The following is a 23357-nucleotide window of genomic DNA, read 5'->3' on the forward strand; positions in this document are numbered from 1 at the left end:
CGGTAGGCGAGTCCGCGACGGCGACCGTGACTTCGCCGATTAGTGCCGCACGGCCGGTGACGATCAAAGTCCCTGACGTGTCCGGCATGCATCATCAGGACGCACAGGACGCCATGCGGGCGGCTCGGCTGTAGAACCTGCGCGAGGTCGATTCGTCCGGAAGAAGCGGATGATGATCACCGACCGGAACTGGTGTCACACCGGCCGGGATCTCAAGCCTGGTGCCGTAGTTTCTGCTGGCACAGGCGTCACGCTCTATGCCGACAAGTGCTGATTAGCGTCGCCTGGCACGCCAAGGGAACCGGTTGACCGGGCAGGTTCCCCTTCTCGGGGGAGATTGTCTGCACTTGAGGACAGCGGATCGCGAGTAAGCCCACACGCGATGAATCGCTGAGCCAGCCTCACGTCGGCCTCCAACGACGGCCTGAACAGTCGAGTACCAGCATCCGAAACGCCAAGCCAAACGCGCTCAACGCAGCTGGCTCCGAACCGTTTAGGACAGCCGACCCAAGTTCTGGATCACCCGTCCAGAACCACCGCGACGATCCCAGCGAAATGCGCCAGCCGAGCGACCTCGGCGGCACGGAAGTTAGGCCCGCCCGGCCGAGCGACAAGCATCGCCTTCCCCGGCTTTCCCAGCGGAGTAGCGGCCAGTTCGGTGCCGAGCTCCTTCCACGTCTCCGGAACCCAGGAATCCTCGCCGTCCAGGACAGTCGCGCGTTCCAGCGGCAGCCAAGGCAAGTCCGTGAACGGGTTCTCCGGCGCCGCGCTCGACGAGGCCAAGCGCCGAGGTCCCGATTCCGAATGTTCGACGATCACCGCCCACCCGGCCCGGATGATCTTCGGCACACCCTCGGCGAGCAAGTCCAGCCCGGCTTTCGGCTGGGCCGCGATCTCCTCGACCAGCTCCAGTTCGCGATGCGTGTCGAGGATGCCCGCGTACGGCCGCACCGCGTCGACCTCGACGCCTTCCACGCTCTCGGCTGCGGTGATCAACGCGTCCGGGAGCCGGCCCGACGGGAGTTCGACCACCAAGTCGTCGATCGCGAGCCCGCCGCCGCGTTCCACCACGTCCACGCTCAGGATGTCGGCCCCGACCGTGCCGAGCGCGGTCGCGACCGCGCCGAGAGTGCCGGGGGAGTCCGGTAGCTGGACCCGGATCAGGAACGACACCACGCGCCCCTCTCGCCTCAGGCGTCCCAGCCCTGTCGTGGGACGCGCTTGCCGGGCGCCGATTGTGACAGACCGGGTACCCGCGGGGGCCCGCTGTCCGGCACGCGGGACACCCTGCCCGGCGCCCGCGGCCCGATAACCCGGTCGAACCGTCCGACGCCGTCACCATAGACTTGCAGCTTCCGAGAGCACCCGCACAGCACACCCCGGGAGTCACCCGCGTGCCCAACATTTCCCGAGACGAGGTCGCACACCTCGCCAGGCTGGCCAGGCTGGCCGTGACCGACGACGAGCTGGACGTTTTCGCCGGCCAGCTCGACCAGATCCTCGACTCGGTGGCGAAGGTCAGCGAAGTCGCCGCGGAGGACGTCCCGCCGACCTCGCACGCCGTGCCGCTGACGAACGTCTTCCGCGAGGACACCGTCCGGCCCAGCCTCGAACAGCAGGACGCGCTGGCCGCCGCGCCGGCCGCCGAGGACGGCCGGTTCCGGGTGCCGCGGATCCTGGGAGAAGAACAGTGAGCGAACTCGTCAAGCTGACCGCCGCCGAGCTGGCGGCGAAGATCCACACGCGCGAGGTGTCCGCCGTCGAGGTCGTGCAGGCGCACCTGGACCGCATCGCCGCGGTGGACGACCACGTGCACGCGTTCCTGCACGTCGACACCGAAGGCGCGCTCGGCGCGGCCAAGGCGGTCGACGAGCAGCTGGCCGCGGGAAAGCAGCCGGCGTCGCCGCTGGCGGGCGTCCCGCTGGCGCTGAAGGACGTGCTGACCACGAAGGGCGTGCCGACGACCTGCGGGTCTCGCACGCTCGAGGGCTGGCTGCCGCCGTACGACGCGACTGTCACGCGCAAGCTGCGCGAAGCCGGTGTCGTGATCCTCGGCAAGACGAACATGGACGAGTTCGCGATGGGTTCCTCCACGGAGAACTCGGCGTACGGCCCGACGCACAACCCGTGGGACCACGCGCGCATCCCGGGCGGTTCGGGAGGCGGCTCCTCAGCGGCGATTTCGGCTTTCGAGGCGGCTCTCGCTATCGGTACCGACACTGGCGGCTCGATCCGCCAGCCCGGCTCTGTCACGGGCACTGTGGGCGTGAAGCCGACGTACGGCGGAGTGTCGCGCTACGGCCTCGTGGCGTTCTCGTCTTCGCTCGATCAGGCCGGCCCGTGCGCGCGTACGGTGCTTGACGCCGCACTGCTGCACGAAGCGATCGCTGGTTACGACCCGATGGACTCGACGTCCATCAACGCACCTGTGCCGCCTGTTGTTGCTGCGGCGCGCGAAGGCGCGAAGGGCGACTTGACCGGCGTACGCGTCGGTGTCGTGAAGGAGTTCGGCGGCGACGGTTACCAGCCGGGCGTGCTGCGGTCGTTCGAGGCGGCTGTGGAGCAGCTTCGCGCTCTCGGTGCCGAAGTGGTCGAGGTGTCGTGCCCGCACTTCACGTACGCGCTGCCTGCGTACTACCTGATCGCGCCGAGCGAAGCGTCGTCGAACCTCGCGCGCTTCGACGCGATGCGGTACGGCCTGCGCGTCTCGGACGACGGTGCACACAGTGCCGAAGAAGTCATGTCGCTGACGCGCGAAAAGGGTTTCGGCGCTGAAGTGAAGCGTCGCATCATGCTCGGCACGTACGCGCTTTCGTCGGGCTACTACGACGCCTACTACGGCTCCGCGCAGAAGGTGCGCACGCTTATTACGCGCGACTTCACGCAGGCCTTCGAGAAGGTCGATGTGCTCGTGTCGCCGACGACGCCGACCACGGCGTTCAAGATCGGTGAGCGCGTGGACGACCCGATGGCGATGTACCTCGCCGACCTGTGCACCATCCCGTCGAACCTCGCGGGCAACGCCGCCATGAGCGTCCCGAGCGGACTGTCCGACGAGGACGGGCTGCCGGTCGGCCTGCAGATCATGGCCCCGGCGCTTGCCGACGACCGGTTGTACCGCGTCGGCGCCGCGTACGAGGCCGCGCGCGATGCCGCTGCCGGCGGCTCGCTCGTGCACCAGGTTCCCGAACTGGGAGGAACGAAGTGACCGCCGTGGCCGAGTTGATGGACTACGCCGAGGTCATCGAGCGGTTCGACCCCGTCCTCGGGCTCGAGGTCCACGTCGAGCTCAACACGAACACGAAGATGTTCTGCGGCTGCGTCAACGAGTTCGGCGGCGAGCCGAACACCAAGACGTGCCCGACCTGCCTCGGCCTGCCCGGCTCGCTGCCGGTCGTGAACGGCAAGGCGGTCGAGGGGGCGATCCGGATCGGGCTCGCGCTCAATTGCGAGATCGCGGAGTGGTGCCGGTTCGCCCGGAAGAACTACTTCTATCCGGACCAGCCGAAGAACTTCCAGACCTCGCAGTACGACGAGCCGATCGCGTTCGACGGCTACCTCGACGTGACGCTGGACGACGGCGAGGTCGTGCGCGTCGAGATCGAGCGCGCGCACATGGAGGAGGACACCGGCAAGTCGCTGCACGTCGGCGGCGCGACCGGCCGGATCCACGGCGCCGAGCACTCGCTGCTCGACTACAACCGCGCCGGCGTGCCGCTGATCGAGATCGTCACCAAGCCGATCACCGGCACCGGCGAGCGGGCGCCCGAGGTGGCGCGCGCGTACGTCACCGCGCTGCGCGATCTGCTGCTGGCGCTCGAGGTGTCCGACGTCCGGATGGACCAGGGCTCCGTGCGCTGCGACGCGAACGTGTCGCTGATGGCCAAGGACGCCACGGAATTCGGCACGCGCACCGAGACGAAGAACGTCAACTCGCTGCGCAGCGTCGAGCGCGCGGTGCGGTACGAGATGACCCGTCAGGCGGCGATTCTCGCCGAAGGCGGGTCGATCCGACAGGAAACGCGGCACTTCCAGGAGGCCGACGGCACCACGTCGTCCGGGCGCACCAAGGAAACCGCGGAGGACTACCGGTACTTCCCGGAGCCCGACCTCGTGCCGATCGCGCCGTCGCGCGAGTGGGTCGAGGAACTGCGCGCGACGCTGCCGGAGATGCCGGCGGAGCGGCGCAAGCGGATCCAGGAAGAGTGGAAGCTCTCCGACGAAGCGCTGCGCGACCTGCTGAATGTCGGTGCCGTCGACCTCGTCGCGGCGACGGTCGAGGCTGGCGCGAAGCCGGACGAGGCACGCGGCTGGTGGGTCAACACGCTGGCGCAGGAAGCGAACACGCGCGAGGTCGAGCTGACCGAACTGGCGATCACGCCGGCGCAGGTCGCCGAGGTGATCGGGCTCGTGTCCTCCGGCGAGCTGACGAACAAGCTCGCCAAGGAGGTCGTGCAGGGCGTTCTCGCGGGCGAGGGTTCGCCGCGCGAGGTCGTCGAGAAGCGCGGTCTGAAGGTCGTTTCCGACGATTCGGCGCTGCTCACCGCTGTCGACGAAGCCCTGGCCGCGCAGCCGGACATCGCCGACAAAATCCGCGGTGGCAAGGTCGCCGCGGCAGGTGCGATCGTCGGCGCGGTCATGAAGGCGACCAAGGGCCAGGCCGACGCCAAGCGGGTGCGCGAACTGATCATCGAGCGCGTCGGTTCCTGAGTGGGTTTCTCGCTCCGACGCGTCACCTGGCGCGAGTGGCTCGGCCTGGCGGCCGGGCTGCTTGCGGTCGGGTCGACGCCGCTGCCCTGGACTGTGCTGTCAGCGGATACCGCGACGTCCGATGTCCGCGACGCGTTCGGGACGTTGCCGCACAGCGACGTCGTGCGTACGGCGTGGCATTCGGATCTCTTCTCGTGGGGTCCGCCGCTGCTGCTTGCGGTGGTGGGGCTTGCGGTGGTGTTGTTCGGGCAGGTCACCAAGGCACGGGTGAGTGGCCTGCCGCAGCTGTGGCTGGTCGGCGGGCTGGCGACGGTTTTGCTGATGGTGATCGGCTGGACGACGCTGGACTGGGTGTTCGACAGCGATCAGCGGGCGTTCCTGGACGCTGCCGGGGTGTCGATCTCTGGTGGGATCGGGCGGTATCTGGGGATGGCCTTCGCGGTCGGGTCGCTTGTGGTGGCGATTGTGGACATCCGGGCTGCTCGGGCGGAGAGCCGGGCTTCGCGTCGTCGCCGCTGAACGGCAACACGGTGGTTGCTGACCGGGGAGCTTCTGGCCGATTCGCCGCTAAACGGCGACGGGGCCCGGCTCCTTGCTGGTGCGGGCTTTGAGTGGATTCGCCGTTGCGTGGCGACGGCCGTTCCCGGGTGAGCGGCGGCTCTTAGCGGATTTGCCGTTGAGGGGCGACTAGGCGCTCTCCGCTGGGAGACGGCTTTGAACGGATTCGCCGTTGAGGGGCGGCTGGGTGCTCTCAGTCGAGAGGCGGTTTGGGGATTCGCCGCTGAGCGGCGACGGGGCGCACTTGGTTGAGAGGCAGTTCTTCGCGGACTTGCTTCTGAGCGGCGGGACGTTCTGAGCGGGGGCTGCCGTTGCTACTGAGTTTTGCCGTTGGGCGGCGAACGGATGGCGGGCCGCCGTTGCCGCCGAGTCTTGCGATTGGTCGGCGCGAGGGATAGCGGCGAATCTCCCGGGGCAGCCCGTTGAACGGCGATGGGCCGATGCCGATGCCGATGTTGGTGGCGATGCCGGGGCGAAGTCGGCCTGGGCGGAGCCCGTCAGCGTCATTGGCGGGTCGGTGAACGTCGCCGTTTAGTGGCGACTCCGGCCAGAATCGATGCGGGCCTTGAGCGCCCGGAAGGGCAGACGGGGCGCTCGCCTGAGACTGAACATGGCCGATCGCAGCGGCCCGGATCGGCTGTCGCCATCAAACGGCTAACCGCAGGTCAACCTGCCTGCCGACTCTGGGAAGGGCTCAACCAGGCGCGCCCGGCGTCAGTCCTTGCCCGGACCGCCGCCAGTGTCGCTCACCACGATCAGGACCACTCGGTCATCGCTGGAGACCGGTTTGCCGCCGTCCTTGTTGACGGTCCCGGCGACGGCCAGCTGGGGGTTGATCATGCTCATGGAAGAGAGCCGGCCGTACGTCGTGGCGGCCTTGCTTTTGCCGTCTAGGGTGACAGTCGGCTTGCCGGTGACCGCTCCGTCCTTGTTGACCGGCACGTTCTGCATGCCGGTGGACGACGCGATGCCGAGGATGCCGTTCGCGTCGACGAAATCGACGCAGCCGCCCAGGGAGGGCTTGTCCTGCCAGGTCCACGCGGGCGTGCTGAGCGGCTGTCCGGACTGGAGGCGGTACACGGCGTCCGGTCCGCTGGCCGGGTGGTCGGTCACCCAGGTGCGTTTCCCGTCCGACGAACGGCAGATGCCGCCGGGGGAGTGCAGGCCCGAGGCGTAGACGGCGGACCCGGACGTCGGATTTCCGGTCGCCGGTTTTCCGGACACGTCGATGCGCAGGACCTTGCCTGCCAGGGAATTCGGATCCGCGGCCGCGGCCGGATTGCCGGCATCGCCCGTAGCGACGAGCAGTGCGCCGCTTCCGTCGCTGGCCAGCGCGCCGCGGTTGCCGGTCGAGCCCTTCGGGATTCCGGTCAGCACAGGCTTCGGGGCCTGGCCCTTGGCGAAGCGCACGACTCGGTTGTCCGAAGCCGTGGTGACGTACGCGAAGACCAGCTGGTCCTCGACGTAGCTAGGCGACAACGCCAGGCTGGTGAGCCCGCCGTCGCCGTCGGCTTGGACGTCCAGTTGCGCGAACGACGTCGCGTCGTGTCCGGAGCTGGCCAGCATGACGCGGCCGGTTTTCCGTTCGCCGGCGAGAGCGGCGGGCGCGGATCCCTCGCCGGGGAGTCCGGCGACGGCGGCGACTGTGTCCAGGCAGGTGGCGATGACAGCCTTGTCGAAGTCCTTGCAGCCCTGCGGAGGCGGAACCGGCGAGGGCGGCGCTTGCGCGGGGCCGGTGCGGGGACCGTTGCCGGAGCCGTCGCCGTGCTCCTGGACCTGCGGCGGAGATTCCGGGCTCGGCACCGGCGCGGGGGTGAACGTCTGGCCGGCCGCGGTGTCGTCGAACCGGGCGCAGCCGGAAAGCACGAGGCCGCCGCAGGCGAGGAGGGCCAGCGGCGCCGACCACCGGTACCGGGTACGCATGATGCCCCAGCCTAGGTGGCGCGGCGTGAGCCACTGGTAAGTGGCTACCGTGGTGATCATGACAGTCACCGTGCTGGTCCCGGACGACGAGGGCGTCGCCGTGCTGTCCGAAATCCCCCTCGTCCACGCGGTGCGCTACGAATGGGGCCGTCCGCTGCCGCCGGAGGCCGTGAAAGCCGAGGTGCTCGTTCCGGCCATGGATTCGGCGGGCGACGACATCTGGAGCGACCTGCCGAATCTCAAGCTGGTGCAGCTCCTGACCGCGGGCGCGGAAGACTGGGTCGGCCGCGTCCCGGACGGCGTCCTGTTGTCCACCTGCCGCGGCGCGCACAGCGGCAGCCTGGCGGAGTGGGTTGTCGGCGTCCTGCTGTCGATGTACCGGAATCTGGACGTTTACGCGGCGGCACAACGTGCCGGGCGTTGGGAGCAGTTGCCGTCGGACACTTTGCAGGGCCAGCGCGTATTGATCGTCGGGGCGGGGGACGTCGGGCGGCAGCTGCGTCGGCGGTTGGAGCCGTTCGACGTCCGCTGCACGATGGTCGGGATGTCGGCGCGCGAAGGCGTCCACGGTGTCGACGAGTTGCCGGATCTGCTGCCGCACCACGATGTGGTGGTCATGATGGTGCCGCTTACTTCGCGGTCGCGGGGCATGGTCGACGCTGGCTTCCTGGCGGCGATGCGTGACGATGCGGTGCTGGTCAATGCTGCTCAAGGGCCTGTTGTGGTCACTGACGCGCTTGCGGCGGAGCTCGCGGCGGGGAGGCTTCGCGCCGCGCTCGACGTGACCGATCCCGAGCCGTTGCCAGCGGACCATCCGTTGTGGACTGCGCCTGGTTTCGTGCTGACGCCCCACGTGGCGGGTGCGGTTCGGGGCGTCCGGCGGCGCGCTTATTTGGTGGCCGCGGCGGAAATCGCCCGGTACGCTGGCGGAGAGCTACCTGGCAATCTCGTGCGCGGCGAATACTGATCATTTCCCGAATGTCGGCCCGGCACTCAGGGTGAACCCTGAAAGAGCCCCTGACCTCGGCGTGCTCGCTCGCGGGTCACGGCTGAATCCCCTAATCTTCGCCGCGTGACCACTCAAGGGGACGACTACCAGACCAGCGTGCTGTCCGGTGTCGAGGACTCTGCCGGCAACGACTACGACGAACCGCGGCAGGGCGGTCTCGGCTTCGGCCTGCTCGTCTTGCGCCTGGGGCTCGGCGTGATCATGGGTGCGCACGGCCTGCAGCATTTGTTCGGCGCTTTCGGCGGACCGGGCGTCGGCGGGTTCGCGCACGTGCTCGAGATGTTCGGGTACCACAAACAGACGACGCTGCTGTCCTGGATCACCGGCATCACCGAGGTCGCGGGCAGTGCGCTGCTGATCGTCGGCCTGTTCACGCCGCTCGCCGCGGCGGGGCTGCTGGGCGTGGCCGCCAACATCGTCTACGCGAAGTTCCACGGCGGCTTCTTCGAGGGCACCGGTCAGGGATGGGAGTACGAGCTGCTGCTCGGGCTCTGTGCGCTGACGCTGATCTTCACCGGTGCGGGCACCATCTCGCTGGAGCGGAACACGCCGTGGCGGAAGCGGCCGTTGCCTCTTGGGCTCATTTCGCTGCTGCTGGCCGCGGCTGCGTCTGTGGTGGTCATTGTTCTGACTCGCTGACGCGTTCAGCGCCGACGTGGCTGACCGTCCGGATCGGCGTGGCGGGCCGTCGGGACTGGCGTGGCTGATTGCCGGGACCGACGTTGCTGGCACGCCGGAGGCGGCTGGAGGCAGCGCCGAGTTGGTGAGTCGTTCCGCCGCTCAACGGGCCGTTGGGGTGTTGCCGTTTAGCGGCGAATGCCTGGTCAAGGGCATGATTCAGGCGGTGGCAGTTCGTTTGTCGCCGACGGGATTGGCTCGTGAGCGGCAACGGCTCGGCGGCTGGAGGCTAATCGCAGCCAACAGCAGTCTGGGGTTGATTGCCCTGGCAGGGCGCCGGTGAGGGATCGGCAGGGACTCGACAGCCGAGGGCCAGGGTGGCGTGGGTGCTGTGTGCGTGGCTGGTCGGACTCGGCCGGTGGGGTGGGCTCGTAGCCGGGGGAAGGGTCTCCACGTGTGGCGGTGACCCTGCGTCGAGGCGTGTGGCAGCGGTCGGAGATTCGGGTCTTCGAGCAGGCGCGGTGATCGTTAGCCGTTTAGTGGCGAATCGCGTCGACCAGGGCTCCGACGGCAGCGGACCCGAGATTTCAGCGGTTGAAGCCGACTGGCCGAGACAGGGAGAGGGGCCCGCGCAACCACACGCGGGCCCCTCCCAGCAAAGCAAAAACCGGAACAGGAGAGGATCAGCGGTTCGGGTCCCGGACCGCACCGGTGTCGGCTGACGTGGCCATCCGGGCGTAGGCCCGCAGCGCCGCGGTGATCGGGCGCTGCCGGTCCTTCGGCTGCCACGGACGTTCCGAAGCGTCCATCTTCGCCCGCCGTTCGGCCAGAACCTCCGGATCGACCAGCAGCTCAAGCCGGCGCTCGTGGACGTCCAGGACGATCTGGTCGCCGTTCTCCACCAGGCCGATCAGGCCGCCCGCGGCGGCTTCCGGCGAGATGTGGCCGACCGAGATGCCCGAGGAACCGCCGGAGAATCGGCCGTCGGTGATCAGGGCGCATTTCTTGCCGAGGCCGGAGCCCTTGAGGAACGCCGTCGGGTGCAGCATTTCCTGCATGCCGGGGCCGCCTGCCGGGCCTTCGTAGCGGATGACCAGGACCTCGCCCGGCTGGATCTCCTTCTTGAGGATCGCCGAGACGGCCTCCTCCTGGCTCTCCAGCACCCGCGCCGGGCCCTGGAAGTGCCACAGGTCCTCGTCAATGCCCGCGGACTTGATCACGGCGCCGTTCTCGGCCAGGTTGCCGCGCAGGATCGCGAGGCCGCCGTCCTTCGTGTAGGCGTGTTCGACGTCGTGGATGCAGCCGACGGCGGCGTCGGTGTCCAGTGACGACCAGCGGTTTTCCGTCGAGAACGCCTTAGTGGTCCGGACCCCGCCCGGTGCGGCGTGGAACAGCTCCAGCGCCTTCTCCGACGGAGACTCGGCGCGGATGTCCCACTCGTTCAGCCACGTGGTGATGTCCGGCGCGTGGACCGCGTGCACGTCGGTGTTCAGCAGCCCGCCGCGGTACAGCTCGCCCAGGATGGCGGGGATTCCGCCGGCCCGGTGGACGTCTTCCATGTGGTAATCGGCGTTCGGCGCGACCTTCGACAGGCACGGCACCCGCCGCCCGATGGCGTCGATGTCGCTGATCGTGAAGTCGACCTCGCCCTCCTGCGCGGCGGCGAGGATGTGCAGCACGGTGTTCGTCGACCCGCCCATGGCCATGTCGAGAGCCATCGCGTTCTCGAACGCCTCCTTCGTGGCGATCGAACGCGGCAGCGCCGACTCGTCGTCATCGCCGTACCAGCGCTTGCACAGCTCGACCACCGTGCGTCCGGCGTCGGAGAACAGTTCGCGCCGGGCGGCGTGCGTCGCGAGCGTGGAACCGTTGCCCGGCAACGACAAACCCAGGGCTTCGGTGAGGCAGTTCATCGAGTTCGCGGTGAACATGCCGGAGCAGGAACCGCAGGTCGGGCAGGCGGAGCGCTCGACCTCGGACAGGCCGGCCTCGTCGATAGCGGAGTTCGCGGACGCCGCGATGGTGGTGATCAGGTCGGTCGGGGCGTGCGCGACGCCTTCGACGACCACCGCCTTGCCTGCCTCCATCGGACCGCCCGAGACGAACACGGTCGGGATGTTGAGCCGCATCGCGGCGTTGAGCATGCCCGGCGTGATCTTGTCGCAGTTGGAGATGCACACCAGCGCGTCGGCCTGGTGCGCGTTGACCATGTACTCCACCGAGTCCGCGATGATCTCGCGCGAGGGCAGCGAGTAGAGCATGCCCGAGTGGCCCATCGCGATGCCGTCGTCGACCGCGATCGTGTGGAACTCGCGGGCGATGCCGCCGGCTTCGGCGACCGCCTCGGCGACGATCTCGCCGAGGTCCTTGAGGTGCACGTGGCCGGGCACGAACTGGGTGTAGGAGTTGGCGATCGCGACGATCGGCTTGCCGAAATCGCTGTCGGTCATTCCGGTCGCACGCCAGAGCGAGCGTGCGCCCGCCGCGTTGCGACCGTGGGTGGTGGTCCGGGAACGGAGGTGCGGCACGGCATTCTCCCAGGTCAGAAGGCTGAACCAGGCGGAGGGGAACTGTGGCTCCGCAAACTGGTCCTACCAATTCTACTCGGCTGGTTTGCCGTCGCCGCCACTGGTCTGTTCCGCGTCGGCGGAAGGCTTCGGTTCAGCCGGTTCGGGAGAGGGCTCCGGCGCGGCCTCGGCGGCCGGCTTGTGCCCGGCGAGTTCCTCGTCGCTCAGCACGCCCGACGGGTCCTTGATCTTGCCCTCGCTCACCAGCGCCAGTACCGGAAGGTGCCGCGTCCGCACCGTGGGAAGGGCGACCTGGGTGTCGTCGCCGAGGACCGCGCGCACGCGGGCCTTGTTCGTGATCGCCAGGCCCTTGAGCGACGACCACGGCAGGTCGCGCTGCCCGAAAACCGTGCGGACCTGCAGGCCTTCGCGGTTCGCGACGGTGCGCGTGCGCGCGACGAACACGAGCAGCGCGAGCGGGAAGACGTACAGCCACTGGAATCCGCCGATCTCGCCCAGTGCGATGGGTGTCACACAGACGGTCAGCAGACCGATCGCGAGGTATGCCGTGGTCGGGATCCGGAACACGGCCTTCCGGCCCTCGTCCGCACGCTGGTCCTGCTGTTTCTTGGCCACGCAGGAATGGTGCACCGGTGCCGGGAGCGACCTGCGTCCGGGTCGCGCGGGAGCAGTACTGGCCGTCCACGATGCGGAACCGCCGTCCCGTAGAGTTGACACTCGCCCGGGCGCGCGACTAACGTCGGGGCCGTGATTACGCAGACCGGTCTCGTACTTCCTCAGCGCGCCGACGCTTAGGAAGAGTCCTCTGCGTCGACGCGCGACCCTCGTGCGACCTTACGGTCGGCGGGGGTTTTTTGTTGCGTGAAACCGGTTCCCCGACCGGAAGTACGGCCCAGACAACCCGAACGAGTGACACCGAGAACCCACGAGGCAGAACCGATGACCAGTGCCACGTCGCGCAGCGACGCGAAGCCCGGGCCGACCGCGCCCGGTGTCCCAGGAGCACGTCCGAAACCCGCCCCGCCGGCGGGTACGCCGGTGCGCGTCACCGGCGCGCAGTCGCTCGTCCGCTCCCTCGAGGCGGTCGGCGCGGAGGTCGTGTTCGGCATTCCGGGTGGCACCATCCTTCCCGCCTACGACCCGTTGCTCGACTCGACGAAGGTCCGGCACGTCCTCGTCCGCCACGAGCAGGGCGCCGGGCACGCCGCCACCGGTTACGCGCAGGCGACCGGCAAGGTCGGCGTGTGCATGGCGACCTCGGGCCCGGGCGCCACGAACCTCGTTACCCCGCTGGCCGACGCCAACATGGACTCGGTCCCGGTCGTCGCCATCACCGGACAGCAGTCACGTGCCCTGATCGGCACCGACGCGTTCCAGGAAGCCGACATCTGCGGCATCACCATGCCGGTCACCAAGCACAACTTCCTCGTCACCGACCCGGCGGAGATCCCGCGGGCCATCGCCGAGGCGTTCCACCTGGCCGCGACCGGACGACCCGGCCCGGTGCTGGTGGACATCCCCAAGGACGTGCTGCAGGAGATGACCTCGTTCTCCTGGCCGCCCGAGCTCCGGCTGCCCGGCTACCGCCCGACGCTGCGGCCGCACGGCAAGCAGGTCCGCGAAGCCGCGAAGCTGATCGCGCAGGCGCAGCGGCCGGTGCTGTACGTCGGCGGCGGCGTGATCAAGGCCGAGGCGTCCGAGCAGCTGCTCGAGCTGGCCGAGCTGACCGGCATCCCGGTCGCGACCACGCTGATGGCGCGCGGCGCGTTCCCCGACTCGCACCGTCAGCACGTCGGCATGCCCGGCATGCACGGGTCCGTCGCCGCTGTCGCCTCGATGCAGCGCGCCGACCTGCTGGTCGCGCTCGGCGCCCGGTTCGACGACCGGGTCACCGGCCAGCTGTCGTCGTTCGCGCCGGACGCGAAGATCGTCCACGCGGACATCGACCCGGCCGAGATCTCCAAGAACCGCAAGGCGGACGTGCCGATCGTCGGCGACTGCAAGGAGATCATCGGCGAGCTGATCGACGCGGTGAAGACCGAGTTCGAGCGCGACCGTCCCGACCTGAGCGACTGGTGGACGCAGGTCGACTCGTGGCGCGACGACTACCCGTCGGGCTACGAATGGCCCGACGACGGTTCCCTGTCGCCGCAGTACGTCATCGAGCGGATCGGCGAGCTGGTCGGCCCGGACGCGGTGTACGCCGCGGGCGTCGGGCAGCATCAGATGTGGGCCGCGCAGTTCGTGAAGTACGAGAAGCCGCGCACCTGGATCAACTCCGGCGGCCTCGGCACCATGGGCTTCGCCGTCCCGGCCGCGATGGGCGCGCAGTTCGGCCTGCCGGACACGCAGGTGTGGGCGATCGACGGCGACGGCTGCTTCCAGATGACCAATCAGGAACTTGCCACGTGCGCCATCGAGGGCGCGCCGATCAAGGTCGCCGTGATCAACAACGGCAACCTCGGCATGGTCCGCCAGTGGCAGAACCTCTTCTACTCCGAGCGGTACTCCAACACCGACCTCGGCACGCACAAGCACCGCATCCCGGACTTCACGCTGCTGGCCGAGGCGCTCGGCTGCGCGGGCCTGCGCTGCGAGGCCAAGGAGGACGTCGATGCGACGATCCGGCGCGCGATGGAGATCAACGACCGCCCCGTCGTGATCGATTTCGTCGTGGGGAAGGATGCCCAGGTGTGGCCGATGGTCGCCGCGGGCACCGGGAACGACGAGATCATGGCCGTGCGCGGCATCCGGCCGCTGTTCGACGACGACGAGGTTTCGCAGGAAGCCGCCGAGGCCGCCGAGGCCGCTGCCGCGGAGGGGGAGCAAGCATGACTGTCCACACGCTGAGCGTGCTGGTCGAGAACAAGCCCGGTGTGCTCGCCCGGGTCTCCGGACTGTTCTCCCGCCGCGGCTTCAACATCGAGTCCCTTGCTGTCGGGCCCACGGAGAACCCCGAGGTGTCCCGGATGACGATCGTGGTCGCCGTTGAGGAGCTACCGCTCGAACAGGTGACCAAACAGCTCAACAAGCTGGTGAACGTGATCAAGATCGTCGAGCTGGAAGCAGGCAGCGCGGTGCAGCGCGAACTGCTCCTCGTCAAGGTCAGGGCCGACGCCACCGTGCGCAGCCAGGTCCTCGAGACCGTCCAGCTCTTCCGCGCCAAGGTGGTGGACGTCTCGCCGGAGGCGCTCACCGTCGAGGCGACCGGGACGTCGGACAAGATCGGCGCGCTGCTGCGGATGCTGGAGCCGTACGGCATCCGCGAACTCGTCCAGTCCGGCATGGTCGCGGTGGGCCGCGGGGCCCGCTCGATCACCGCCACCTCTCCCCGCTGAACACCCAGATTTCGTGTAAGTACGGAAGGAAGTAGTACCCCCCATGGCAGTGGAAATCTTCTACGACGACGACGCCGACCTGTCGATCATCCAGGGTCGCAAGGTCGCCGTGATCGGCTACGGCAGCCAGGGCCACGCGCACTCGCTCAGCCTGCGCGACTCGGGCGTCGACGTCCGCATCGGCCTGCAGGAGGGGTCCAAGTCCCGGGCGAAGGCCGAGGAGCAGGGCCTGCGCGTGCTGTCGGTCGCCGAGGCGGCCGCCGAGGCCGACGTGATCATGATCCTCGCGCCGGACACGAAGCAGCGCTTCATCTACGAAGAGCACATCGCGCCGAACCTCAAGGACGGCGACGCGCTCTTCTTCGGCCACGGCTTCAACATCCGGTACGACCTGATCAAGCCGCCGGCCAATGTCGACGTCGCCATGGTCGCCCCGAAGGGCCCGGGCCACCTGGTCCGCCGCCAGTTCGTGGACGGCAAGGGCGTGCCCTGCCTGATCGCGGTCGAGCAGGACGCTTCGGGCAACGCCCAGGCACTCGCGCTGTCCTACGCCGCGGCGATCGGCGGCGCGCGGGCCGGCGTCATCAAGACGACCTTCACCGAGGAGACCGAGACCGACCTCTTCGGCGAGCAGGCCGTGCTGTGCGGCGGCGCGTCCGCGCTGGTGCAGACCGGTTTCGAGGTGCTCACCGAGGCCGGCTACGCCCCGGAGATCGCCTACTTCGAGGTGCTGCACGAGCTGAAGCTGATCGTCGACCTCATGTACGAGGGCGGCATCGCGCGCCAGCGCTACTCCATCTCCGACACCGCCGAGTACGGCGACCTCACCCGCGGCCCGCGCGTCATCTCGCCGGCCGTCAAGGAGGAGATGAAGAAGATCCTGGGCGAGATCCAGGACGGCACCTTCGCCCGCGAGTGGGTCGCCGAGGACGAGGCCGGACGGCCGAACTTCACGAAGCTCGAGGAGCAGGGCAACCAGCACCCGATCGAGACGACCGGCAAGAAGCTGCGCGACCTGATGTCGTGGGTGGACCGGCCGATCACCGAGACCGCCTGACCGGTATCTCAGAAGAGGCCCTGCCGTCCGTTCGCCGGACGGCAGGGCCTCTTTTTCGTTCCAAGGCGGTGCCGCCGAACGGCGGATACGCTGTGCCGATGAGCCGCCCGACCGACGACAAGGCGCACATCAGGCACGAACTCGACCTGACCGGCGCGACCTGGATCCGCGCCGAACCGGCGGGCGTGACCCTGGAGCACTGCGCGGAATACGCGTTCGTTCCCCATGCGGACGGGGTGACCTACGTGGCCATCCGGCAGCCGACCGACCCGGACGGGAGCGTGCTGGTGTTCACGCCGTCGGAATGGGAGGCGTTCACGCGCGGGGTTCGGGATGGTGAGTTCGAGTTGCCGGGGGAGTCGTAGGTCTCCGCTTTTCGTGGGGGATTTCGGGCTGGTGAATCGGCCTGATCTGCTTGGTGGACGGCGGTTGCCGATTAATGGCGAATCCGAAGTCCGCTGCACGATTGCCCAGGTCAGCGGCTCAGGTTGAGCGCGTCCTCGTGGACGAGCCTGTCGGATGGGTCCGGTCGGCCGGGATCAGATGGCTCCGAGCGTCGCTATGAGTTCAATGACCTGGTAGGCCGTCGGGAAGTCCGGTGCCTGGTAGCGCAAGGTACAGCCGTCGGCGAGTTCCATTCCCGGCACCAGCAGCGCGTGTTCGGTCATCCGGGGCCGATGTACCTGGACTTCCAGCTGGACCAGTCCGTCGAAGCGCAGCGGACGGATGTCCTCTCGACCGGCCAGCGCTTCGGGCACCGCTTGCTCGATACGGTCGCACGCCTCATCGGGATGCAGCATCGCCGCCGCGAGAGCACCCAGCGCGCGTTTGACCACTATCGAGCGGATGCCCGGCGCTACCTCGGCCGCCTCGGTTGCCACGGTGTCGTCGCCGCTCACCAGCACGGGCGGCGCGCCGTAGTGCGCCGCGAGTGCGGTGTTCAGACCGAGTTCGCCCAACGAATGGCCATTGCAGCGCACGTCCGCGATGGTTCCGCCGGAGATGGTGTGCGCCATGACCGAACGGGGCGTGCCGGCCTTGCCGTGATAGCCGATGAACAGCACAGCGTCGGTCTCCTCGGCAAGTCCCGCCATCATCCCGTCGGGCTTGGGCGTGCCGCGGAGCAACTCGACACGTCGGTCCAGCAGTTCGGGCAGAAGATTCCGGAAGCTCGCGTGCGCTTCGGTGACCTGTACTTGCGCGGCCGCGTCGTAGGCGTAGATCCCGCGGACGGCGGCGTTGGCCTCCGCGGTGAGCAGCCTGCGGTTGCGTTCGTATTCGCTGTGCCCGGGAATGACCTCTTCGCCGTGGACCACCCCGGCGATTCCCTCCATGTCGACCGAGACGAGCACCCGCATCTCCATCACACCTTCCTCGGCGACGGGCGGCCAGGAATGCCACCTTATCGAGCGGTCCGGTGGTAGTCGGCTTGCTCGTGCGGGTGGGTCCCCGGGTCTGTGAATGCCTGGTTGACCAGGGGTTAGCCGATTCGTGGCGAATCTGCCCATTACCGGACGAGAGCGTGTCCCGGCGGATTCGCCGCTGGGAGGCAAGTGCTGCCGCGGCCGGTATGGGCGGACTGACTGTCAGGAGGGCAGGAAGATCGCGGCCGCTGCGTCCGCGAGTGCGTCGGGGTTTGGCGAGTCCGCCTCGGTTTGAGCCAGGTGCAGCAGTCCGAGAATGGCCGCGTAAGCGACTCGCGCACGGTTCACCGCCTGGTCCGGCGGGAGGCCGAGTTCGCGGTAAGTGTTGGTCAGAAGGTTCAGCCGAGCTTGGTTGACGCGGCTGACCGCTTCTTTGACCCGAGGGTCGTTGCGATCGCCGAGCAGGCTCAGGTGCACCGACGGCGCTAGCGGCTGCACGGAACGCACGACGGCAGTGAGCAGTTCGCGCAGCCGTTGCCCCGGATCGGCGATCGCGGCGTACTCGGCGAGTCCCGCCTCGCCGTGGTTTCGCCACCAATCGGCGAGAGCCGCTGTGATCAGCTCGTCCCGGTTGCGGAAGTGCGCGTAAAAGCTGCCCTTGGTCACGCCGAGCGTCCGCGCGAGCGGTTCGACTCCGACCGCGGCCAGACCGCCGTCCGCGATCGCCTTCAGCGCGGCCCGCGTCCAGTCCTGGGCGGATAGCCGGGGCGAATCGTTCACCATGCGCGGAGAATACGCCACCGTATTGACGACTCCACTCGCGCTGGATACGGTGGCGTATGGATACGTAACCGTATCCATACGCTGCCGTACTGAGGGGCGATCGAAATGGCACACACGAAGGTTCGCCGAGTAGTCACCGGACACAACTCCGACGGCAAGTCCCGCGTGGTCGCCGACGGCGCTGTCGAGCCGATCACTTCCGATCTGATGCCTGGCTGCGCGATCTACCGGCTGTGGGGCCGGGACGAACGACCGGTGTTCCCGGACGACGGTTCGCCGCGTCGCGCCGAGGCGCACTACCCGCCGCGGGACGGTTCGCGGTTCATGATTAACACGATCGCGCCCGGCGAGCTGACGCCGTCGCCGGATCTCGACCTGCCAGCAGCCTGGGAAAAGCTGGAGCGGCAAGCACCGGGCGCGGCCGGCGCGATGGAGCCCGACGCACCTGGCATGCACACCACCGACAGCCTCGATTACGTCCTGGTCGTCTCGGGCGAGGTCACGTTGGAGCTGGACGACGGGGACCAGACGGTCTTGCGGGCAGGCGATGTCCTCGTCCAGAACGGCACGCGGCACGCCTGGCGAAACCAGGGCGCCGAACCGTGCACGATCGTCGGCGTCGCTGTCGGCGCGGATCGGGCGGAGACCGGGTTTCGCCACTGAACGGCGATGGCTTCTTTTGCCGATCTTTTGCCCGCCGGGTTTGACATTGACATTGTGACAAGGTCTTCACTGGTCGGCGGAGGTGATCCCGATGAACTCGACACAGATGAATTCCCAGCTCACGCGGCTGATCGAGGCGTTGGGCGCCGGGGACTCGTCGACGCGGCTGCAGGTCGCGCTGACGATCGGAACGCACCCGGACGGCCCTGGTCTCGTCGAGGCGCTCGTCGCACGGTGCGCCATCGAGCCGGACTTTTTCGTGCGCGACATGTTCACCTGGGCGCTGACCCGGTTCCCGGCGGAGGACACGGTGCCACGGCTTCTCGCGGAGCTGCGGTCCCCGGTGGCGCAGGCCAGGAGCCAGTCGCTGCACACGTTGTCCAAAATCGGCGACCGGGACGTGTGGCCAGCGATCACCCGATCGTTGCTGCGCGACGCCGACGACGAGGTCGCGAAAAGCGCCTGGCGGGCGGCTGTCATCCTCGTGCCCGACGAGGACAAGGCCGGGCTGGCCGTGGAACTGGCGACACAACTCGGCCGCGGTGACCGGACGCTGCAGCTCAGCCTCAGCCGGGCGTTGGTCGCGCTCGGTCCCGTGATCGAGCCGGCGCTGGAGCCCGCATTGACGAGCACCGACGCGACCGTTCGGGCGCACGCCGTCGCCACTGAACGGCTACTTGGTGACCCGGACACCGGTTTCGACCAGGCTGTGGACGAGGCGAAACGGATCGTCGCGCTCGGTCCGGAGCGGGCTCAGGAAACCGCGTGCTGATCGGCGAGGTCGCCCGCCGCTCGGGGGTGAGCACCCGGATGCTCCGGCATTACGACGCCCTCGGGCTGGTGCGGCCGACCGGCCGCACCGTGGGCGGCTATCGCGAGTACTCCGCCGACGACATCCGCCGGATCTTCCACGTGGAAAGTCTCCGGTCGCTCGGGATGTCGTTGCGGCAGATCGGCCGGGCGCTGGAAGACCCTGCCTTCGTGCCGGCGGAGCTGGTCGGCGACCTCATCCGGCGGACCGAAGACCGGCTGAAGCGGGAGCAGGAACTGCTCGACCGGCTCCGTGCGGTCGATGCCTCGGCACCTTCCGGTTGGGAGGGTGCCTTGCGCATCGTCGAACTGCTGCGCGGGCTCAATTCATCCGGTGCCGTGCGTCGGCAGCAGACCGTTTTGGCCCCTGCCGACGATGTGCCGGTCCCCGCTGAGGTGCTGGCCAAAGCAGTTCTCGCCGAATCCGATCCGAACGTCGCCGGTGCCTTGCGATGGGCGCTTGCCCGGACCGGTGGCGACATAGTGGCGAATGTGGCGCCCGGTCTTCGCTCGGACGACGCCGAGATCCGGCGACGCGCGGTCCTGGCGCTCATCGAGTTGCCCGGCAACGAGGCGACCTCGGTGTTGATGGACGCGCTCGCTGGCTCGGACGCTGTGGTCCGGCGGCATGCGGCGCTCGCTTTGGGGGCGCGCGGTGTCGAGGAGGCTGTGCCGACGCTTGTCGAAATGGTCGTTGAGGGACGAAACGACGTCGAGGCGGCTGAGGTTTTGGGCGCGTTGGCGGATGGGGGCGTGGGCGGGATTGTCGGCGCGTTGATGGATGCGGTGGCGGCGCATCTTGCGGATTCCGCGGTACGGATCCGGTTGACGCAGGCGCTCGCGGAGATGCCGGGGACTCTTGCGCAGGGAGCGTTGCGGCGGTTGGCGGGGGATGAGGATCCGGCTGTGGCGTTGGTGGCTTCGGCGCTTGTGAAGGTTGTTGAAGAGCGGGATAGCGCTGGTGAGGTCTCTGGAAGCGCCTAGGTCGCGCGCGGTTGGCTGGTAGAGATTCGGGGGATCGGTGCTGGTCAGAGGCATTTGCCAGTTAACGGCGAAAGTTGCTGCGGGGCGCGTTGCCGTTCAGCGGCGACTGGCGTGGCCGATTGGGTCGCGGCGGCCTGCGGGATGAATTGCCGTTGGGCGGCGAAAGCCGTCGGGATGGGGTACCGCCAGAAAGCAGGGCGGGGATTCGCCGACCAGTGGCGAGAGTTGCGGGGGACGTGGCTGAGCTGCGATGGCGGGCATTTGCCGCTTAGTGGCGAGGGCTGGGCTGAATTCTTGCTGCGCATTGAGCCGGGGACCGGTGGTGGATGTTGCCATTGAACGGCGACGGTGGTTTCCACGGTCGGTTGGCTGTTGCCCTGCGACGTGAAGCTGAGTGCCCGTTAGGGCGAGGTTGTGTTGAACCGTTGCTGTGCGATGACGGTGTCCAGCGCTGGTGAGGATGTTGCCGTTTAGTGGCGACGCATTACTCGGGTGCTGTGGAGCGGCCAGTGTGGCTGGCATTGGTGGGGTGTGGCGTCTAGGGCGATGGCGGTCAGTGCTGGCCGAGGCGTTGCCGTTTGGTGGCGACACCGTGGAGGAGTTGCCGCTATTCGGCGACGCGGGCGATGAGTTCCGGTAGGCGGCCAGTGGCTGCGGCCAGGGCGAGGTGGTCGCCGTAGTCGCGGGATTCGATGATCTCTCCGTCTCGGATGCGCATCGCGAAGATGTTGTTCACCTGGAACGGCACTCCGGCGCTGGTTTCGCCCACATAGGTCGACTCGCCGATGATGACTTCTGGGTCGGTGCTCAGGTGAAGCACCAGATCGGTCGCTTCGACGCGGAGGGCCAGCGCGGCACCGGCGGCGAAGTGGGCGCGCAAGTCGTCTCGGGTGCGGAGGATGGGGGCACCGGGCAGGAACGGGTGTCGGATATCGGTTTTCGCCGCATAGAGGTCGGGGAGTTCGGACCAGCGGCCGTCGGCGACGCCGAAGACGACTCGTTGGAATACGCCTTCGCGGCTGTTCGCGGGGAAGAGTCTAGCTGGGCGTGGTGCGATGGGGCGAGGTTCGTAAGCGGGCGCTTGGGCGTATGCCTCGGCTAGACCGGCGGTCGCGTTTTGGATGGCGGCCAGGCGCAGGTAGTCGTGATAGTCGCGGGTGTGGATGAGGAGTCCGTCGCGGGCGCGGAGGACTTGGATGTTGGCCGTTTCGGTTGTCTGGCCGGTGTTCCGTGACTCGGCGGTGTACTGGTACTCGGCGACGATGACCTCGGGGTCGGCGGTTTCGTGAATGGTCACGTCGTGGTGTTTGAGGCGGAGGGTTTGGCCGAGGCCGCTGACGAAACGGTCGTGTAGTGCGGCGCGGCCTTCCAATTGCCCGGGCCTGGGTATCGCGGTGGGGTGTTCTACGACGGTGTCTTCGGCGTAGAGGTGCGCGAGGTCGGCGAAGCGGCCGTCAGTGATTCCAGAGGAGAGCTGGTCGAACAGGTCGCGTGGAGTTCGCATGAGGGCCTCCGCAGGGCGTGGATTAACCGGAGTCTTTAGTCCGTTACGATACGGACTACAGACTCCGGTTGTCCAGTGGGAGGGAGTTGCCGATTAATGGCGACGGAGGCGGTGCAGCAGTTCTTGGGCGGCGGGGCTGTCGCACGCTTCCGCCCAGCCTTCGGGGGTGCTGTCCCAGAGGGCGTCGCGTGCGGTGAGGTCTGCGCCGGCGCTCACCAGGATTTCGATGACGTCCAGGCGGTTGCTCTGGGCGGCCAGGTGCAGTGCGGTGACGCCGACGCCGTGGCGTGGGCCGCCGAAGGTGCCGACGTGGTTGACGTTCGCGCCCAGCGACAGCAGGGTTTCTGTTGCCGCTGAGTGGCCACACGTCGCTGCCCAGGTGAGGGCGGTGCCGCGGTAGACGTCGGCGTCCAGGTTCGCGCCGCGTGAGGTCAGGGTGCGGAGTGCGGCTGTTTGGTTGTTGCGGGCGGCCCAGGCTAGGGATTCGTCGAGGATTTCGGTGGGGTCGTTTGTTGGCTGCCAGAAGGGAAAACCGCTGTGCGGGCGGTAGAACTCACGGTGTGCGCCGGCCGCTGGAGAAAGAGTCCCCTTTGGACTGACTAGTTCATCCAGTAGAGCCGCGTCGCCGAGACCGGCTGCGACGCGCAGGTTGCGAGGGGACCGTTCGTGCGTTGCCAGTTTTTCGGCAACAGCGCGATTTCCCCAAAATAGGGCCACAACGAGCGGGGTTCCGCCGTCGCCGCGGCCTGAGACGGCCAAGGGCGCGCCGGCGTTGATCAACATGTCGGCGATCAGTGGTAAATTGCTGTAGGCGGTTTGATGTAAGGCAGTCCAGCCGTGCGCGTTGGCTCGAGCGGGATCGGCACCGTGGTCGAGCAGGATGCGGACGAGGCGTTCGTCGTGGGTCGCGGACGCCATGCCGAGGAGATCGTTTCCGTTGGTGCCTCGGGCGTGGGCCAGGTGCGGAGCTTCGGCCAGCAGTGTTGACAGGCCGTCCACATCTCGGGCTTCTACCAGCTGATAGGCCCGGGCGAACGGTTCGCCGTTTTTCGGCAAATCCTCGACATGGGCCTTCAACGCGCGCCAGGTGGGGAAACCGTGCTCTCGGGCGATGACGGTTGAGGCACCGGTGCGGGTCAGCGATTGGTCGTGGCGGTCGAAGGCGGCGCGGGCGGCTGGGGTGCCGTCTTCGGCTGAGGCGAGGAGGCCGACGGCGCGGCCTCGGTAGTACTCGACGTCCTGGTGGTAGGCGTGCTGGACGTCCGGGCCGTGCTCGGCGATTCGGCGGACGTACGTCTGCAGCTGTGGCCAACTGGGGAATCCGTAGCGGCGAGCGAGTCGGAACTGCGCTTCCGACAGCGGTATCGAGTCGGCGCGGGCGAGTTCTTTCGCCTGTTTGCGGAGTTGGCCCAGGTCGGGCTTGGCGGGCAAGGCCGTCATCAGGGAGTCCTTCCTTCCCTTGCGCGCCCCGTGGTCCGCCGGCACCGGGCAGGGAAGAAGGAAAGCTC

At 68.2% G+C, this 23357-nt stretch carries 21 protein-coding genes; 13 read left to right on the forward strand and 8 right to left on the reverse strand.

The window, feature by feature from the left end:
- Window positions 1-519: 519 nt before the first annotated feature.
- A complete protein-coding gene (locus ABZX37_RS13600; RefSeq protein ID WP_037367388.1) occupies window positions 520-1173 on the reverse strand; it encodes an amino acid-binding protein in 654 nt (217 codons plus the stop codon).
- A 221-nt stretch (window positions 1174-1394) separates the two neighbouring features.
- On the opposite strand from ABZX37_RS13600, the gene gatC reads away from it, so the two are divergent.
- The 4 genes from gatC to ABZX37_RS13620 are packed head-to-tail and all read left to right on the forward strand — an operon-like array spanning window position 1395 to window position 5229.
- The gene (gene gatC / locus ABZX37_RS13605) at window positions 1395-1694 is read left to right on the forward strand and encodes an Asp-tRNA(Asn)/Glu-tRNA(Gln) amidotransferase subunit GatC (protein ID WP_009073996.1); all 300 of its coding nucleotides are present in this window, start codon (window positions 1395-1397) and stop codon (window positions 1692-1694) included.
- Window positions 1691-3208, forward strand: coding sequence for an Asp-tRNA(Asn)/Glu-tRNA(Gln) amidotransferase subunit GatA (gene gatA / locus ABZX37_RS13610; protein WP_354739213.1), 1518 nt, complete (start codon window positions 1691-1693; stop codon window positions 3206-3208). Before gatC ends, gatA begins: the two co-directional genes overlap by 4 nt.
- Window positions 3205-4710: an Asp-tRNA(Asn)/Glu-tRNA(Gln) amidotransferase subunit GatB gene (gene gatB, locus ABZX37_RS13615; RefSeq protein WP_354739214.1), complete on the forward strand. Its 1506-nt coding sequence runs from the start codon at window positions 3205-3207 to the stop codon at window positions 4708-4710. Before gatA ends, gatB begins: the two co-directional genes overlap by 4 nt.
- A complete protein-coding gene (locus ABZX37_RS13620) occupies window positions 4711-5229 on the forward strand; it encodes a hypothetical protein (protein WP_354739216.1) in 519 nt (172 codons plus the stop codon).
- A 753-nt stretch (window positions 5230-5982) separates the two neighbouring features.
- Here ABZX37_RS13620 and ABZX37_RS13625 read toward each other — a convergent pair.
- Entirely contained in the window at window positions 5983-7191 is a 1209-nt protein-coding gene (locus tag ABZX37_RS13625) for a PQQ-dependent sugar dehydrogenase (RefSeq protein ID WP_354739412.1), read from the reverse strand.
- 58 nt (window positions 7192-7249) lie between these two features.
- On the opposite strand from ABZX37_RS13625, the gene ABZX37_RS13630 reads away from it, so the two are divergent.
- Entirely contained in the window at window positions 7250-8158 is a 909-nt protein-coding gene (locus ABZX37_RS13630; protein ID WP_354739218.1) for a 2-hydroxyacid dehydrogenase, read from the forward strand.
- Between the two features lie 105 nt (window positions 8159-8263).
- Window positions 8264-8839, forward strand: a complete 576-nt coding sequence (locus tag ABZX37_RS13635; RefSeq protein WP_354739220.1) for a DoxX family membrane protein — start codon at window positions 8264-8266, stop codon at window positions 8837-8839.
- Window positions 8840-9501: 662 nt separating this feature from the next.
- On the opposite strand, the gene ilvD is transcribed toward ABZX37_RS13635, so the two are convergent.
- Together ilvD and ABZX37_RS13645 are read right to left on the reverse strand one after the other, a co-directional pair.
- On the reverse strand, window positions 9502-11346 hold the full coding sequence (gene ilvD / locus ABZX37_RS13640) for a dihydroxy-acid dehydratase (RefSeq protein ID WP_354739222.1): 1845 nt from the start codon (window positions 11344-11346) through the stop codon (window positions 9502-9504).
- Window positions 11347-11418: 72 nt separating this feature from the next.
- Complete coding sequence (locus ABZX37_RS13645) at window positions 11419-11961, reverse strand: PH domain-containing protein (protein ID WP_354739224.1); 543 nt, start codon at window positions 11959-11961, stop codon at window positions 11419-11421.
- 324 nt (window positions 11962-12285) lie between these two features.
- On the opposite strand from ABZX37_RS13645, the gene ABZX37_RS13650 reads away from it, so the two are divergent.
- The 4 genes from ABZX37_RS13650 (at window position 12286) to ABZX37_RS13665 (ending at window position 16106) form a co-directional block, all read left to right on the forward strand.
- Window positions 12286-14181, forward strand: a complete 1896-nt coding sequence (locus ABZX37_RS13650; RefSeq protein ID WP_354739226.1) for an acetolactate synthase large subunit — start codon at window positions 12286-12288, stop codon at window positions 14179-14181.
- Window positions 14178-14684 carry an acetolactate synthase small subunit gene (gene ilvN, locus ABZX37_RS13655; RefSeq protein WP_184780531.1) on the forward strand — a complete coding sequence of 169 codons (507 nt, stop codon included), beginning with the start codon at window positions 14178-14180 and terminating at the stop codon, window positions 14682-14684. The genes ABZX37_RS13650 and ilvN overlap by 4 nt, the downstream gene beginning before the upstream one ends.
- Before the next feature lie 43 nt (window positions 14685-14727).
- The gene (gene ilvC / locus ABZX37_RS13660) at window positions 14728-15741 is read left to right on the forward strand and encodes a ketol-acid reductoisomerase (protein ID WP_354739228.1); all 1014 of its coding nucleotides are present in this window, start codon (window positions 14728-14730) and stop codon (window positions 15739-15741) included.
- Window positions 15742-15839: 98 nt separating this feature from the next.
- Window positions 15840-16106, forward strand: a complete 267-nt coding sequence (locus tag ABZX37_RS13665; RefSeq protein ID WP_354739230.1) for a DUF397 domain-containing protein — start codon at window positions 15840-15842, stop codon at window positions 16104-16106.
- Between the two features lie 174 nt (window positions 16107-16280).
- On the opposite strand, the gene ABZX37_RS13670 is transcribed toward ABZX37_RS13665, so the two are convergent.
- Together ABZX37_RS13670 and ABZX37_RS13675 are read right to left on the reverse strand one after the other, a co-directional pair.
- On the reverse strand, window positions 16281-17105 hold the full coding sequence (locus ABZX37_RS13670) for a M55 family metallopeptidase (RefSeq protein WP_354739232.1): 825 nt from the start codon (window positions 17103-17105) through the stop codon (window positions 16281-16283).
- 222 nt (window positions 17106-17327) lie between these two features.
- The gene (locus ABZX37_RS13675; protein ID WP_354739234.1) at window positions 17328-17888 is read right to left on the reverse strand and encodes a TetR/AcrR family transcriptional regulator; all 561 of its coding nucleotides are present in this window, start codon (window positions 17886-17888) and stop codon (window positions 17328-17330) included.
- Window positions 17889-17993: 105 nt separating this feature from the next.
- Between ABZX37_RS13675 and ABZX37_RS13680 the strand changes: the two genes are divergently transcribed.
- The 3 genes from ABZX37_RS13680 to ABZX37_RS13690 all read left to right on the forward strand — a co-directional run bounded on the left by ABZX37_RS13680 (window position 17994) and on the right by ABZX37_RS13690 (window position 20345).
- Entirely contained in the window at window positions 17994-18551 is a 558-nt protein-coding gene (locus tag ABZX37_RS13680) for a cupin domain-containing protein (protein WP_354739235.1), read from the forward strand.
- 91 nt (window positions 18552-18642) lie between these two features.
- A complete protein-coding gene (locus ABZX37_RS13685) occupies window positions 18643-19323 on the forward strand; it encodes a HEAT repeat domain-containing protein (protein ID WP_354739237.1) in 681 nt (226 codons plus the stop codon).
- Complete coding sequence (locus ABZX37_RS13690; protein WP_354739239.1) at window positions 19317-20345, forward strand: HEAT repeat domain-containing protein; 1029 nt, start codon at window positions 19317-19319, stop codon at window positions 20343-20345. Before ABZX37_RS13685 ends, ABZX37_RS13690 begins: the two co-directional genes overlap by 7 nt.
- Window positions 20346-20952: 607 nt before the next feature.
- Here ABZX37_RS13690 and ABZX37_RS13695 read toward each other — a convergent pair.
- Window positions 20953-21849 (reverse strand): nuclear transport factor 2 family protein, encoded by an 897-nt coding sequence (locus ABZX37_RS13695; protein ID WP_354739241.1) that lies wholly within the window; start codon window positions 21847-21849, stop codon window positions 20953-20955.
- A gap of 93 nt (window positions 21850-21942) precedes the next feature.
- Window positions 21943-23289 (reverse strand): ankyrin repeat domain-containing protein, encoded by a 1347-nt coding sequence (locus tag ABZX37_RS13700; RefSeq protein WP_354739243.1) that lies wholly within the window; start codon window positions 23287-23289, stop codon window positions 21943-21945.
- Window positions 23290-23357: the final 68 nt, after the last annotated feature.

Source organism: Amycolatopsis sp. NPDC004079 (genome assembly GCF_040610415.1).
In the GTDB taxonomy this organism is placed as follows: domain Bacteria; phylum Actinomycetota; class Actinomycetes; order Mycobacteriales; family Pseudonocardiaceae; genus Amycolatopsis; species Amycolatopsis halotolerans.

Coding starts and splice junctions, on each gene's coding strand:
- ilvN (WP_184780531.1), top strand. CDS start 14,178: ATGACTGTCCACACGCTGAGCGTGCTGGTCGAGAACAAGCCCGGTGTG.
- ilvC (WP_354739228.1), top strand. CDS start 14,728: ATGGCAGTGGAAATCTTCTACGACGACGACGCCGACCTGTCGATCATC.
- ABZX37_RS13650 (WP_354739226.1), top strand. CDS start 12,286: ATGACCAGTGCCACGTCGCGCAGCGACGCGAAGCCCGGGCCGACCGCG.
- ABZX37_RS13670 (WP_354739232.1), bottom strand. CDS start 17,105: ATGGAGATGCGGGTGCTCGTCTCGGTCGACATGGAGGGAATCGCCGGG.
- ABZX37_RS13695 (WP_354739241.1), bottom strand. CDS start 21,849: ATGCGAACTCCACGCGACCTGTTCGACCAGCTCTCCTCTGGAATCACT.
- ABZX37_RS13675 (WP_354739234.1), bottom strand. CDS start 17,888: ATGGTGAACGATTCGCCCCGGCTATCCGCCCAGGACTGGACGCGGGCC.
- ABZX37_RS13630 (WP_354739218.1), top strand. CDS start 7,250: ATGACAGTCACCGTGCTGGTCCCGGACGACGAGGGCGTCGCCGTGCTG.
- ABZX37_RS13700 (WP_354739243.1), bottom strand. CDS start 23,289: ATGACGGCCTTGCCCGCCAAGCCCGACCTGGGCCAACTCCGCAAACAG.
- ABZX37_RS13625 (WP_354739412.1), bottom strand. CDS start 7,191: ATGCGTACCCGGTACCGGTGGTCGGCGCCGCTGGCCCTCCTCGCCTGC.
- ABZX37_RS13685 (WP_354739237.1), top strand. CDS start 18,643: ATGAACTCGACACAGATGAATTCCCAGCTCACGCGGCTGATCGAGGCG.
- ABZX37_RS13665 (WP_354739230.1), top strand. CDS start 15,840: ATGAGCCGCCCGACCGACGACAAGGCGCACATCAGGCACGAACTCGAC.
- ABZX37_RS13680 (WP_354739235.1), top strand. CDS start 17,994: ATGGCACACACGAAGGTTCGCCGAGTAGTCACCGGACACAACTCCGAC.